General features: G+C 60.9%; 13 protein-coding genes and 1 tRNA gene. 11 read left to right on the top strand and 3 right to left on the bottom strand.

What is annotated here, in order from left to right:
* Positions 1-11: 11 nt before the first annotated feature.
* The 10 genes from GIW48_RS20310 (at position 12) to GIW48_RS20265 (ending at position 11033) form a co-directional block, all read left to right on the top strand.
* On the top strand, positions 12-827 hold the full coding sequence (locus GIW48_RS20310; RefSeq protein ID WP_017137311.1) for an ABC transporter permease: 816 nt from the start codon (positions 12-14) through the stop codon (positions 825-827).
* Positions 824-1588 (top strand): ABC transporter ATP-binding protein, encoded by a 765-nt coding sequence (locus GIW48_RS20305; RefSeq protein ID WP_176991241.1) that lies wholly within the window; start codon positions 824-826, stop codon positions 1586-1588. Before GIW48_RS20310 ends, GIW48_RS20305 begins: the two co-directional genes overlap by 4 nt.
* On the top strand, positions 1585-2310 hold the full coding sequence (locus GIW48_RS20300; RefSeq protein WP_236460898.1) for an urea amidolyase associated protein UAAP1: 726 nt from the start codon (positions 1585-1587) through the stop codon (positions 2308-2310). Before GIW48_RS20305 ends, GIW48_RS20300 begins: the two co-directional genes overlap by 4 nt.
* Positions 2311-2319: 9 nt before the next feature.
* Entirely contained in the window at positions 2320-2949 is a 630-nt protein-coding gene (locus GIW48_RS20295) for an urea amidolyase associated protein UAAP2 (protein ID WP_099548629.1), read from the top strand.
* 241 nt (positions 2950-3190) lie between these two features.
* A complete protein-coding gene (gene uca / locus GIW48_RS20290; protein WP_236460899.1) occupies positions 3191-6829 on the top strand; it encodes an urea carboxylase in 3639 nt (1212 codons plus the stop codon).
* Positions 6830-6857: 28 nt separating this feature from the next.
* The gene (gene atzF / locus GIW48_RS20285; RefSeq protein WP_138451931.1) at positions 6858-8630 is read left to right on the top strand and encodes an allophanate hydrolase; all 1773 of its coding nucleotides are present in this window, start codon (positions 6858-6860) and stop codon (positions 8628-8630) included.
* Positions 8631-8681: 51 nt separating this feature from the next.
* Complete coding sequence (locus tag GIW48_RS20280; protein ID WP_236460900.1) at positions 8682-8894, top strand: cysteine-rich CWC family protein; 213 nt, start codon at positions 8682-8684, stop codon at positions 8892-8894.
* Positions 8894-9586 carry a pseudouridine synthase gene (locus tag GIW48_RS20275; RefSeq protein WP_236460901.1) on the top strand — a complete coding sequence of 231 codons (693 nt, stop codon included), beginning with the start codon at positions 8894-8896 and terminating at the stop codon, positions 9584-9586. Before GIW48_RS20280 ends, GIW48_RS20275 begins: the two co-directional genes overlap by 1 nt.
* A 304-nt stretch (positions 9587-9890) precedes the next feature.
* A complete protein-coding gene (locus GIW48_RS20270) occupies positions 9891-10775 on the top strand; it encodes an alpha/beta fold hydrolase (protein WP_236460902.1) in 885 nt (294 codons plus the stop codon).
* A gap of 184 nt (positions 10776-10959) precedes the next feature.
* A tRNA-Gly gene (locus GIW48_RS20265) sits at positions 10960-11033 on the top strand.
* Between the two features lie 329 nt (positions 11034-11362).
* Here GIW48_RS20265 and GIW48_RS20260 read toward each other — a convergent pair.
* From GIW48_RS20260 to GIW48_RS20250, 3 genes are all read right to left on the bottom strand, one after another.
* Entirely contained in the window at positions 11363-11734 is a 372-nt protein-coding gene (locus tag GIW48_RS20260; RefSeq protein ID WP_138451923.1) for a helix-turn-helix domain-containing protein, read from the bottom strand.
* 3 nt (positions 11735-11737) lie between these two features.
* Positions 11738-12040, bottom strand: coding sequence for a type II toxin-antitoxin system HigB family toxin (locus tag GIW48_RS20255; protein WP_236460903.1), 303 nt, complete (start codon positions 12038-12040; stop codon positions 11738-11740).
* Between the two features lie 245 nt (positions 12041-12285).
* Positions 12286-12525, bottom strand: coding sequence for a DUF6124 family protein (locus tag GIW48_RS20250; protein WP_017137302.1), 240 nt, complete (start codon positions 12523-12525; stop codon positions 12286-12288).
* Positions 12526-12989: 464 nt separating this feature from the next.
* Here GIW48_RS20250 and GIW48_RS20245 point away from each other — a divergent pair, with 464 nt between their 5' ends.
* Positions 12990-13283: a type II toxin-antitoxin system RelE/ParE family toxin gene (locus GIW48_RS20245; RefSeq protein ID WP_138451919.1), complete on the top strand. Its 294-nt coding sequence runs from the start codon at positions 12990-12992 to the stop codon at positions 13281-13283.

The raw sequence follows: 13283 nt of genomic DNA, 5'->3' as shown, positions 1-13283 counted from the left end.
AGGACCCGGCCATGCGCCTGATCAACCGTCACCCGGAACGCTCCAGCCGCCTGCTGTTGGTGCTGCTGCCGTTCGCCCTGCTGCTGTTCGCCTACTTTGTAGGCTCGGCCGAGCGCCTGGCGGATAACCCCAACGACAAACTGCTGCCCAGCGCCGCGCAAATGGGCGACGCGGTGAAACGCCTGGCGTTCAGCGCCGATACGCGCACCGGTGAATATGTGCTGTGGCAAGACAGCGCCTCCAGCCTGCGCCGCCTGGCAATCGGCTTGGGCATCAGCGCCCTCGCCGGCCTGTGCCTGGGCATCGCCGCCGGCACACTGCCGTTGTTTGGCGCGCCGTTGTCGCCACTGCTCACGGTGCTGTCAATGGTGCCGCCACTGGCGATCCTGCCGATTCTGTTCATCGTGTTTGGGCTGGGAGAGTTGTCCAAAGTCATGCTGATCGTCATCGGTGTAACACCGTGCCTGGCGCGCGACCTGGAACAGCGCGCCCGGGAAATACCCGTCGAGTTGCTGGTCAAGGCACAGACCCTCGGCGCTTCCACCTGGACCTTGATGCTGCGCGTGGTACTGCCGCAACTGCTGCCGCGCTTGCTGATCTCGCTGCGGCTGATGCTCGGCTCGGCGTGGTTGTTCCTGATCGCCGCCGAAGCCATCGCCTCCACCGACGGCCTCGGCTACCGGATCTTCCTGGTGCGCCGCTACCTGGCGATGGACGTGATCTTGCCCTACGTGGTGTGGATCACCCTGCTCGCCTGGCTGATGGACTGGGGCCTCAAAACCCTCACACGGCGTGCGTTCCCCTGGTACGAAGGAGCGCGGCCATGAGTTTTATCAGCGTCAACAATGTGTGGCAGCGCTATGGCGAACAGGTGGTGCTGGAAGGGCTCAACCTGCATGTCGATGAGGGTGAGTTTTGCACCCTGGTCGGCACGTCCGGCTGCGGTAAATCGACCTTCCTGCGCTTGTTACTGGGCCAGGAAACCGCGAGCAAAGGCCAGATCCTGCTGGACGGCCAACCACTTGCCGGCGAGCCGGATGCCAGCCGTGGCGTGGTGTTCCAGCGTTACTCGGTGTTCCCGCATTTGACGGTGCTGGACAACGTTGCGCTTGGCCTTGAGCTACCGCGCTCGCCGCTGCTGGGACGGCTGTTCGGCAAAGCCAAACAAGACGCACGGGAACAGGCCGCCGCCCTGCTGCAAAAAGTCGGCCTCGGCCACGCACTGGACAAATACCCGGCGCAGCTCTCCGGCGGCATGCAGCAACGCCTGGCCATCGCCCAAGCCCTGATCATGAAACCCCGCGTGTTGTTGTTGGACGAACCCTTCGGCGCCCTCGACCCGGGCATTCGCAAAGACATGCATCAGCTGTTGCTGGCGCTATGGCGCGAAACCCGGCTGACGGTGTTCATGGTCACCCACGACCTCAGCGAAGGTTTCAGCCTCGGCACGCGCTTGCTGGTGTTCGACAAAGTTCGTGTCGACCCCCACGCCCCCGGCGCCTATGGCGCGCGCATCACCTACGACATCCCTTTGAACAGCGAGCGCCGTAAAGCGCTGGCCGCCGAACTTGGAGCGACTTGCAAATGACCGATTCCATTCAACTGTTCCCACCCTTCGCCGAAGAAATGCTGCCCGGCGGCGGCCACCGCTCCTTTGTGCTCAAGCGCGGCCAACTGCTGCGCCTCACGGATATTCGCGGTGGTGCCAACGTCAGCCTGACCCTGCTCAATGCCAATGAAAAAACCGAGCGTCTGAACCTGCCCGACAGCCTCAAATGCCAACACACCGCCAAGCTCACCCGCGGCCATTGCCTGTACTCGGACATGGGCCGCGTGCTGGCCGCCATCACCGCCGACACCTGCGGCTGGAGTGACAGCATCGGCGGCGTGCTGTGCGCCGCCGAAGTGGCCGAGAAGTACGGCCAGGGCCGCTATCAGGAGCTGCGCAACGGCTTCTTTCGCAACGGCACCGACAACCTGTTGGTGGAATTGGGCAAGTGGGGGTTGGGGCTTAGCGACCTGCTGATGACCCTCAACCTGTTCAGCCGGGTCAGCGTTGACGAAGGCGGCGGCCTGCACTTTGTACCGGGCAATTCCAAAGCCGGCGACTACATCGAACTCTACGCGCCGATGGACACACTGGTGGTGCTGACCGCGCTGCAACACCCGATGGACCCCAACCCGAACTACGCGCCGCAACCGCTGAAAATCAGCTGGATGAACGCCGATTCCAGCGTCGCCGAACACTGCCGTACTTCGCGCCCGGAAAACGAGCGCGGCTTTATCAACACCGACCGTCTGTTCGCCTGAGGAACTGCCATGTCTATCGCACTGAAACAACCCGAGGCAGCCGTGTACCGCGCCATCATTCCCGCCGGCGAACCGTGGCTGATGGAGGTCAAGGCCGGGCAGACCCTGCGCATCCTCGACCTGGAGGGCAACCAGGCCGTCGACACGCTGTTCTACAGCCGCAAAAACCCCAAGGAACGCTACGACGTACAGCGCACATTACGCCGGCAAAACCGCGTGTACCTGAGCACCGGCAGCGTGCTGTATTCCAACCTTGGCCAGCCGATGCTGACCATCGTCGATGACACCTGTGGGCGCCACGACACCCTCGGCGGTGCCTGTGCCCAAGAGAGCAACACCGTGCGCTACGCTCTGGAAAAACGCTACATGCACAGCTGCCGCGACAACTACCTGCGCGCCTGCGCCCACGACGGCCGGCTGGGTAAAGGTGACATCGGGCCGAACATCAATTTCTTCATGAATGTGCCGGTCACCGCCGACGGCGGGCTGACCTTTGAAGACGGCATTTCCGCGCCCGGCAAGTACGTCGACCTGCGTGCGCAGATGGACGTGATCGTGCTGATCTCCAACTGCCCGCAACTGAACAATCCATGCAATGGCTACAACCCGACGGCTGCGGAGTTACTGGTATGGAACTGAAAATAAAACGCCTGCGTAAGTGGTTATTCGCCCTGTGCCAGTCCCGAGCCGGGCAATGCATCCGAAAACACTAGCGATCAACTGTGGGAGCTGGCTTGCCTGCGATAGCGGTCCATCAGCCAACCGATAAGCTGACTGCCCTACCGCCATCGCGGGCAAGCCCGGCTCCCACACTGACCACAGGCACTGCGGACGACCGCAGTGCTCCCTCACTTTGCGGGACGGCCCGCAGGGTTTTGCCATGTTCGAAAAACTCTTGATCGCCAACCGTGGCGCCATCGCCTGCCGCATCCTGCGCACCTTGCGCGAGCTGCAGGTCAAAGGCATCGCCGTCTACGCCGAAGCCGACGCAGCCAGCCTGCATATCCAGCAAGCCGACGAGGCCTACAGCCTCGGCGAAGGCGCGGCGGCGGCCACCTACCTGGCAGTGGAAAAAATCCTCGCCACCGCCAAGGCCTGTGGCGCCAAGGCGATTCATCCTGGCTACGGTTTTCTCTCAGAGAACGCCGCCTTTGCCCAAGCCTGCGAAAATGCGGGGATAGCCTTCGTCGGTCCGACACCCGAACAGCTGCGCGTATTCGGCCTCAAGCACACCGCGCGGGCCTTGGCCAAACACCATCAAATTCCATTATTGGAAGGCACCGAGCTGCTCGACAGCCTCGATACAGCGTTGCTGGCGGCCGAAACCGTGAGCTATCCAGTCATGCTCAAAAGCACCGCAGGCGGCGGTGGCATCGGCATGCGTGTGTGCCGCAATGCGACAGAGCTGAGTGAGTCCTTTGAAGCGGTCAAACGCCTGGGGCAAAACAACTTCAGCGATGCCGGTGTGTTTATCGAGAAATACATCGAGCACGCCCGCCACCTGGAAGTGCAGGTGTTCGGCGACGGTTTGGGCGACGTCATCGCCCTTGGCGTGCGCGACTGTTCCGTGCAACGGCGCAACCAGAAAGTCCTCGAAGAAACACCCGCGCCGAACCTGCCCGACGGCATGGCCGAAGCCTTGTGCACGGCGGCCATCACCCTGGCCAGGGCGGTCAATTACCGCAGCGCCGGCACCGTGGAGTTCATCTTTGACAGCGCTGACGGCCGCTTCTACTTCCTCGAAGTGAACACGCGCCTGCAGGTAGAACACGGCGTCACCGAACAAGTCTGGGGCGTCGACCTGGTGCGCTGGATGGTGCAATTGGCGGCGGGTGAACTACCTGCGTTGAGAGAATTGAAGCTGCACCCTCAGGGCCACGCGATTCAGGCGCGGCTGTATGCGGAAGATCCAGGCAAGGATTTCCAGCCGAGCCCAGGCCTGTTAACCCGTGTGGATTTCCCGACGGCTGAAGGTTTGCGGATCGACACCTGGGTGCAAGCCGGTTGCGAGATACCGCCCTACTTCGACCCGATGATCGCCAAGCTCATCACGTGGGCGCCGACCCGCGAACAGGCGCGTCTGAGTCTGCATCAGGCATTGAGCGACAGCCAGCTCTACGGCGTGGAAACCAACCGCGACTACCTGCGCCAAATCCTGCTGGCCACGCCGTTTGCCAGCGGCCGCCCGTGGACGCGTTGCCTGGAAGGCCTGGTCTACAGCGCCAGCACCTTCGAAGTGCTCAGCGCCGGCACCCAAACCAGTGTGCAGGACTACCCCGGCCGCCTCGGCTACTGGGCCGTCGGTGTGCCGCCCTCCGGGCCAATGGACAGCCGCGCACTGCGCCTGGGCAATCGCCTGCTGGGTAACGACGACGGCGCGGCGGCGCTGGAAATCACCATGAATGGGCCGCTGTTGCGCTTTAATTGCGCGGCGGTCGTCGCTGTTACCGGCGCAGCCATCACGCTGTTGCTGAACGACCAACCAGTGCCGATGAACACAGCGTTGCGGATTGAAGCAGGCGCGGTGTTGAGCCTTGGCAGCATCATAGGTGCCGGTGCGCGCAGCTATCTGTGCCTGCGCGGCGGGTTGCAAGTGCCGGATTACCTGGGCAGCAAAAGCACCTTCACCCTCGGCCAGTTCGGCGGGCACGCAGGGCGCGCTTTACGCACTGGCGATGTGTTGCATTTGCTGCCACTGACAGACGCCGACGCCGGCCAGCAATTGATCGCTGAACCCCTGCCTGCGGTGCGCACGCTGCGGGTGATTTATGGCCCGCACGGCGCGCCGGAATACTTCAAGCCTGAATACATCGACACCTTCTTCGCCACCCAATGGGAAGTGCACTTCAACTCCAGCCGCACCGGCGTGCGACTGATCGGGCCAAAACCTTTATGGGCGCGCACGGACGGTGGCGAAGCGGGGCTGCATCCGTCGAATATTCATGACAACCCCTATGCCATCGGCGCGGTGGATTTCACCGGGGACATGCCCGTGATCCTGGGGCCGGATGGGCCGAGCCTGGGCGGGTTTGTGTGCCCGGTGACGGTGATCGAGGCGGACCTTTGGCAGTTGGGGCAACTCAAGGCCGGGGACAAACTGCGGTTCGAACCGGTGAACCTCAAAACCGCCCGCGACCTCGCCCTGAAATGGGATCAATGTGGGAGCTGGCTTGCCTGCGATCCAGACAACTCGGTACCTCAGGCAGACCACATTGATGCCATCGCGGGCAAGCCCGGCTCCCACATCGACCGTGGCCCACTTACGATCGGATCGCCTGTGGTGCTGGAGTTGGGTGAAAGCGACACCCGCCTCGTCGCCCGCCTCGCCGGCGACACTCACCTGCTGCTGGAAATCGGCGCCCCCGAGCTGGACCTGGTGCTGCGCTTTCGTGCTCATGCACTCATGCAAGCCCTGGAAACTCTCGCCCTGCCAGGTGTCATCGACCTGACCCCAGGCATCCGTTCCCTGCAAATCCACTACCAGCCCGAACAACTGCCGCTGGCCGGTTTACTGGCGTTGATCACCACGCAATGGGCCGCTGTGTGCGCCACCCCCAACCTGCAAGTGCCCTCGCGCATCGTGCACTTGCCGCTGTCGTGGGACGACCCGGCGTGCCAGCTGGCGATCGAAAAATACATGACCACCGTGCGCAAGGACGCGCCGTGGTGCCCGAGCAACCTGGAGTTCATCCGTCGCATCAACGACCTCGCCAACCTCGATGAAGTGCGCCACACCGTGTTCGATGCCAGCTACCTGGTAATGGGCCTGGGTGACGTTTACCTCGGTGCCCCGGTGGCCACACCGCTGGACCCGCGTCACCGTCTGGTGACCACCAAATACAACCCGGCGCGCACCTGGACCGCCGAGAATTCGGTGGGCATTGGCGGCGCTTATTTGTGCGTGTACGGCATGGAAGGCCCAGGCGGTTATCAGTTTGTGGGCCGCACCTTGCAGATGTGGAACCGCTACCGGGAGGTCTCGGCGTTTGATGGCAAGCCGTGGTTATTGCGGTTCTTTGACCAGATCCGTTTTTACCCGGTGACGGCTGATGAGCTGGTGCAGATCCGGCGCGACTTTCCGCTGGGGCGCTTTGAATTGAGCATCGAGCACAGCCAGTTGAACCTCGCGGAGTATCAGGTTTTCCTCGCGCGCGAAGCCGCAAGCATTGGCGCGTTTCGTAAGCATCAGCAGCACGCCTTCAATGCCGAGCGTGAACGCTGGATTGCCAGTGGCCAGGCGCATTTCGACAGCGAAGAACTCGCGGCACCACAAGGTGCAGACACGCCGTTGCAGGCCAACCAAATCAGTGTCGACAGCCCGATCGCCGGCAACCTCTGGCAAGTCCAGGTGGCTAACGGCGAGCGCGTGTCGGCTGGCGATGTGCTGGTGATTCTGGAGTCAATGAAAATGGAAATCCCGGTAGTGGCGCCGTTCGCCGGCACCGTGCGCGAGATCCCCGTGCAACCCGGCAGCGGCATCGGCGCCGGGCAACGGGTGGTGGTGCTCGAACGTGACTGACTCTTCTATTTCTACAGGCGGACAAGCCATGAACCTGCAACTGGACAACCTGCGCAATGCCTACCTGAGCGGCGACACCACGCCCCGTGAAGTGCTGCTGCACCTGCGCGAGAAAGCCGCGCACTTGAACCCCGATTATCACCTGTTTATCCACTTGCTTACCGAAGCGGAGCTGGAGCCGTACCTGGCCGCATTGGACGCGCGTGAACCGGCTGAGTTGCCGTTATTCGGCGTACCGTTTGCGATCAAAGACAACATCGACTTGGCTGGCATTCCCACCACCGCCGCGTGCCCGGCGTTCGCCTATGTGCCGCAGCGCAACGCGAGCATTGTCGAGCAGTTGATCGCCTTGGGCGCGGTGCCAGTGGGCAAGACCAACCTCGACCAGTTCGCCACCGGGCTCAATGGCAGCCGCTCGCCGTATGGCGCGTGCCCCAACAGCGTGTTGCCGGAGTATCCGTCGGGCGGCTCCAGCGCCGGGTCGTCGCTGGCCGTCGCGTTGGGTGTCGCGAGTTTTGCCCTGGGCACCGACACGGCCGGTTCCGGACGGGTGCCGGCGGCGCTGAATAACCTGGTGGGGCTCAAGGCGAGCAAAGGCTTGATCTCCACAGCCGGCGTGGTGCCGGCGTGCCGCACGCTGGATTGCGTCACCACCTTTACCCGCACCGCGCGCGAGGCCAGCCAGTTACTGGCGCTGACTGCCAAACTCGATCCGTTGGATGCGTACAGCCGAGCGAACCCGGCGTGGAATGATGCATCGGCGTTTGGCGCACCCCGCGCGTTTCGTTTTGGCGTACCGCGCGAGCAGGACCTGGAGTACTTCGGCTGCGAGCAAGGCCCGCAGTTGTTTGCGCAAGCCATCGACCGCTTGATTGCACTGGGTGGCGAGCCGGTGACGCTGGACCTGTCGCCCTTCCTGGAAGCCGCGCGCCTGCTCTACGAAGGGCCGTGGGTGGCTGAACGCTACAGCGTGGCCGGTGAACTGATGGAGCAGAACCCCGAGGCCGTGCTGCCGGTAATTCGTGCGGTGCTGGCCAAGGCGCCTGCGGTAAACGGCGTGCAGACCTTCCGTGCGCAGTACCGCCTGCAAGCCTTGAAAGCGCAGTGCGATGGCATGCTTGAAGGCCTCGACTGCGTACTGACGCCGACCATCGGCCGCCCGGTGACGCTGGAAGAACTGCGCGCCGAACCGGTGCTGCGCAACGCCGAGCTGGGCTACTACACCAACTTCATGAACCTGCTGGATTACGCCGCCGTCGCCGTGCCCAGCGGCTTTATGCACAACGGTTTGCCTTGGGGTGTGACGCTGTTTGGCCGAGCGTTCACCGACCAATACCTGTTGGGCGTGGCAGATGCGTTGCAGCGCCAGCACGATACGTCGCTGCCTGTGCCTGTCGGCAGCGCAGGTCATGACTTTACCCGGCTGGTGGTGTGCGGCGCGCACCTGCAGGGGCTGGCGCTTAACGGCCAATTAGTGCGGCGTGGCGCGCGCCTGCTGGAGCGCACCCACAGCTCGGCCGACTATCAGTTGTTCGCGCTGGCCGGTGGGCCACCCTATCGCCCCGGCATGCTGCGGGTGAGCGAAGGCGGCGTGGCTATTGAGGTGGAAGTGTGGGAACTGCCGAGCCGCGAATTGGGCTCCTTCCTCACCGGTATCCCCGCACCGTTGGGCCTGGGCAAGGTGCAACTGGCCGACGGGCGTTGGGAAACCGGCTTCATCTGCGAGCCCTATGGCTTGACCGGCGCCGTGGACATCAGCCACTTCGGCGGCTGGCGCGGCTACCTGCGCAGCTTGCAATAGCGGGGCGGGGCTGTATCGTGCAGGGAATTGCGCGATACAGCCCGAACCGACATGACCTCACCCACCCTTTGCCCTGCCTGCGGTGCCCGCAACGACTGCACCCTGGCCGACCCACGCACCGCCGACCAAGCCTGTTGGTGCTACAGCGTCACCATCGACCCGGCGGTACTCGAAGCGCTGCCCGATGAACTGCGCAATAAGGCCTGCCTGTGCCCACGCTGTGCGCAGGTAGATGCGCAATTGCGTGGGGCTGAACAGCCGTAATGCGCGTTGATCGTTTCCTCAGCAACCTGCCGCGTTTCAATCGCCAACAAGTGCGTGTGCTGCTGGTTGAGCGACGGGTGACAGTTGATGGCGTGGCCGTCAGCGACCCACACCATGAAGTGCGAGCATTCAGCCGCGTCTGTGTCGATGATGAGGTACTGCAAGCCGGCAAACCGACGCGTTATTTCATGCTGCACAAACCCCAAGGCTGCGTGAGCGCTACCGCCGACCCGGTGCATCCCACCGTGCTTGATTGGCTGAGTGAACCGGACACGCATGAGCTGCACATCGCCGGCCGTCTGGACTTCAACACCACCGGGCTGATGCTGATCACCAATGATGGCCAATGGTCGCGGCGCCTGACACAGCCCCAGACCAAACTGCCCAAGGTTTACCTCGTTGAAACCGAGCAGGACATTGGTCCTGAGTATGCAGCCACCTTTGCCGCTGGCCTGTATTTCGCCTTTGAAGATCTCACCACTCAACCCGCCGAACTTGAGCTACTCAGCCCTAGGACCGCACGTCTGAGCATCATCGAAGGCCGTTATCACCAGGTGAAGCGCATGTTCGGGCACTTTGATAATAAAGTGATTGGCCTGCACCGCGAGCGGATGGGACCTTTGGTGCTGGATGACACGCTTCTGCCGGGCCATTATCGGGAATTGACTGACGACGAGATCCGACAGGTCTGACGACCGTTCAGCCGGTGATGGCAAAAAACCAGCTTGGCGCCTTGCGAGCTGGCGCCTGTGCTGCTTGAATCAAGACGTCAGCCAAATTATGACTGGCGAGTCGCCCCATAACCTCCAAGAAACACCTTGCCCCGCCCGCGCTTGATCTATGGGCGTTCCAGGCAAACAGCCCGCCATAACAACACCCGTCGGCCAGCCGTTATCGGACCGACATGGGCCTCATCTTCCAGGCGTATGCCTACCTGTCATAAAGCTCGTGCAGAGTGATCTGCGCGCCCTACCCGCTTGCCAGGAGTCTTACGACATGAGGCCAGAAATCGCTGTGTTGGATATACAGGGTCAGTATCGGGTTTACACGGAGTTCTATCGCGCGGACGTTGCTGCAAAGACCATCATCCTGGTCAACGGCTCCATGGCCACCACGGCATCCTTCGCTCAAACCGTGAAAAGCCTGTACCCGCAATTCAATGTGGTTTTGTACGACCAGCCCTACGCTGGCCGCTCCAAAATCCATAACCGTCATGAGCACATGCTGACCAAGGAAGTCGAAGGCCAGATCCTGCTGGAACTCATCGAGCACTTCGGCGCCGAACACGTGCTGTCGTTCTCCTGGGGCGGCGCCGCTGCCCTGGTCGCCCTGGCCCACCGGCCGCGCCGGGTGGAAAAGGCCGTGATCAGCTCGTTCTCGCCGGTGATCAACACCCCCATGCGCGACTACCTCGAACGCGGTGTCGACTACCTCGGCAACCTCGATCGCCACAACGTCGGCCACCTGGTCAACAGCACCATCGGCAAACACCTGCCGTCACTGTTCAAGCGCTTCAACTACAAGCATGTGAGCGGCCTGACCGAGCATGAATACGGGCAGATGCACTTCCACATCAGCCATGTGCTCAACAGTGACCGGCTGTGCTACCTAAAAGCCGCCAGGCAGATCGACATTCCGGTGCTGTTTTTGAATGGCGAATGGGATGAATACACCAGCGCCGAGGATGCCAAGCTGTTTGGCCAGCACGTGGCCAACAGCAGCTTCAGCACCATCCAGGCGACCGGGCATTTTCTGGACATGGAGCACAAGGCGGCCTGCAGGGACAGCCGGGATGCGGTGGTGGGCTTTTTGAAACCAGAACGCCAGGTGAGTCGGTTGCGTTATCACCAGGGCCAGACGCAGCATGCGTTTGCTATCTGAAAGGCGGCTTATGTGGGAGCCGGGCTTGCCCGCGATGCAGGCGCTGCGGTGTGTCAGTCACACTCAAGTGATGCAATCGCAGGCAAGCCAGCTCCCAAACAAGCTTGATGAACCCAACTCACACATTTTTCGAAGAAAAACTTCAAATCCCGGCGAACATCTGGTACAAAGTCAGCCGCTTTGAGCGGGTATAGTTTAATGGTAGAACAGTAGCTTCCCAAGCTTCCGACGAGGGTTCGATTCCCTCTACCCGCTCCACTTCTGCTTTTCCCTCGTTTTACGCATCATTCCCCACCTATCCAGCGCCAGCCCTTCGCCGAAACGGTGTTGACCGCATTGGGACCAGAGGTAAAGGATCAGGCGCAGCACTGAAGCTGAGTGCAGACGGCATTGACCCCATCAGCCATAAACCCGCCATGAACGCCGCACTGGCCGTCGTTGAAGCCGTTACCAGCGGCGCAGGCACTCCATCGTTGCCGGCAAAGGGGTGCTGGGCGAGGATGACTGACAGCCGGGAACGGCAGGCAAAAAAATCCGGTGCCCTAATAAGTAGCCCGGATTTCTCAGCGAGCCAAACCATCTGAGTACTACAGAGCTTTTACCGGCTTAATCAAACTCTCCGCCGGAATCCCAAACATTTCATGCAGTTTCCAAATCATCGGCAGCGTGAGAGCTCGTTTTCCGTTCAGCACCTCATAAACCCGATTTTTGCGCCCGATGGCAGGCACAAGGTCTGTTGCTGACAAACCAGACTGCTCCATCCTGAAACGTATGGCATCTACCGGATTGGGCAGGTCAACCGGAAAGTGTTTCGTTTCATAAGCCTCTATCAGCGTAATCATTACCTCAAGGTAATCCCCTTCAGAAGTCCCTGGCTCTGGTTCGTTGTCGAACAGCGGCGAGACAGCCTTCAGCGCTTCCTGGTAATCCTGTTCGGTATGAATGGGTCGAATGTTCATGGGTTACTCCATTTCAACAGTATCTGCGTCAACGGCGTCGTACTGCTTATGTGTGCCGACAAATTTGATGTAGAGCGCGCCGTAGCGGTAGGCCACAGAGACCACTAGCCGGTAGTCATTGCCTTTGATGTTGAACACGACCCGACGGCTCTTGAGAACGCTCGCATGGCGAAATTGGCCCTTGATGTCTGCGGGCGTTTGCCAGTTCGCTTTCTTGACCTCGTCAATCCAGGCAAGGAGGGGTTGCTCTGAATCCGGGTGTTTCTGCCAAAAAGTCTTGAGCTGGCTAATCGCGATGATTCTCATAGAATGATCCTAGTCCCACACTGGGACTCATACAAGTGCGTTTCATCTGTTTGCCGTGCCCTGATACTCCCCTACGCCCAGAAACGCCAAACTGAAATCATGAAAAAATTTACAGTCGGACACCCATGATCTGGCTGAAGAAGCAGTCGCGGTCACCGACCTCGGCCAGCTGCAGTTCTGATGGCTCCCCTTCCCCTTGGTATGTGCGGCCTGGGAAGGCAAGCCTGTTGCAGGGCGTGAAAAACCTACGCGGCGCGGTCCACGCGGTCTTGCGCCGCTTCTACCAGCATCAGCCCCAGTTCGATCATTTGCTGAATGGCCAAGGCCAGGTATCGATGTTGAGAAGGCAGGCTTTCGGCGAACTCGTTGGTCATGGCACCCGCGCCGGCAATGGTTTCGTAGGCGTTGGCGAGCAAGGCTTCAGTGTTGGCTTCGGGGCGGACGCTGAACAGGGTCGCGGTTGGGTTGCAGGAGTCAGTACACATCTGTTGATCCTCGGTAAGGACCACCTTCCAGAGCTACTAAACAATGGGTGGCGGCTGTATGCAGGTTAGTAGACCGGCGGATCAACGAAACCGGCGCACCCGAAAGTGCCCTGCGTACAGCCACCATTGAGGACAGACATCGAGATGCCTGACTGATAGGACAGCCATACGCCGTTGATCAAATCGGGCTACTAAACCCGACCGCTGATGGGCAGCGGCAGACGAACCTTAAAGCGCTCGTCCAAGGCGTACAACTCAGACGATTCTGTGTGTTGTGTAGGCAATAACGCAACATTCAGGACCGCTGTACCGTTCTCCTTCAGACCGTAAATTCTGGCAATAGGAAAACCCTGAAGAACGTTTGAAACCGGCACGCCCTCGCATCACTCTCCCCAGCCTTCGACACTGACGTGTCTCTTGCCAACCCGTATCCAAGTAGATACAGTGAGATTCTGTGAGGCCCCGTGCGTTATTCGATCCAGCAAACCCAAGCCTTCACTCAATGGTGCTCGGCAATTCGCGATCTGCGAGCAAAAATCACTATTGCTCGACGTATCGAGCGAGCCAGTGTGGGAAATCTGGGTGATTTCAAGATGCTGGGCGGCGGTGTTTCAGAGATGCGGATAGACGTAGGTGCAGGTTATCGCGTTTATTTCACCCTGCGCGGCAGGGAGGTTGTCATCTTGCTGGCAGGTGGCGACAAGTCCTCACAAGAGGCCGATATCCGGCGAGCAAAAAAATTAGCAAAGGAGGTTTGA

The sequence above is a fragment of the Pseudomonas sp. PA-6-3C genome, from assembly GCF_021605825.1.
GTDB classification, from domain to species: domain Bacteria; phylum Pseudomonadota; class Gammaproteobacteria; order Pseudomonadales; family Pseudomonadaceae; genus Aquipseudomonas; species Aquipseudomonas edaphica.
Note: the sequence above shows the minus strand (reverse complement) of the source record. Positions and strands in the feature narration are given on the sequence as shown.

Coding starts and splice junctions, on each gene's coding strand:
- GIW48_RS20270 (WP_236460902.1), top strand. CDS start 9,891: ATGAGGCCAGAAATCGCTGTGTTGGATATACAGGGTCAGTATCGGGTT.
- GIW48_RS20255 (WP_236460903.1), bottom strand. CDS start 12,040: ATGAGAATCATCGCGATTAGCCAGCTCAAGACTTTTTGGCAGAAACAC.
- GIW48_RS20295 (WP_099548629.1), top strand. CDS start 2,320: ATGTCTATCGCACTGAAACAACCCGAGGCAGCCGTGTACCGCGCCATC.
- GIW48_RS20310 (WP_017137311.1), top strand. CDS start 12: ATGCGCCTGATCAACCGTCACCCGGAACGCTCCAGCCGCCTGCTGTTG.
- GIW48_RS20260 (WP_138451923.1), bottom strand. CDS start 11,734: ATGAACATTCGACCCATTCATACCGAACAGGATTACCAGGAAGCGCTG.
- GIW48_RS20250 (WP_017137302.1), bottom strand. CDS start 12,525: ATGTGTACTGACTCCTGCAACCCAACCGCGACCCTGTTCAGCGTCCGC.
- GIW48_RS20300 (WP_236460898.1), top strand. CDS start 1,585: ATGACCGATTCCATTCAACTGTTCCCACCCTTCGCCGAAGAAATGCTG.
- atzF (WP_138451931.1), top strand. CDS start 6,858: ATGAACCTGCAACTGGACAACCTGCGCAATGCCTACCTGAGCGGCGAC.
- GIW48_RS20275 (WP_236460901.1), top strand. CDS start 8,894: ATGCGCGTTGATCGTTTCCTCAGCAACCTGCCGCGTTTCAATCGCCAA.
- GIW48_RS20280 (WP_236460900.1), top strand. CDS start 8,682: ATGACCTCACCCACCCTTTGCCCTGCCTGCGGTGCCCGCAACGACTGC.
- uca (WP_236460899.1), top strand. CDS start 3,191: ATGTTCGAAAAACTCTTGATCGCCAACCGTGGCGCCATCGCCTGCCGC.
- GIW48_RS20305 (WP_176991241.1), top strand. CDS start 824: ATGAGTTTTATCAGCGTCAACAATGTGTGGCAGCGCTATGGCGAACAG.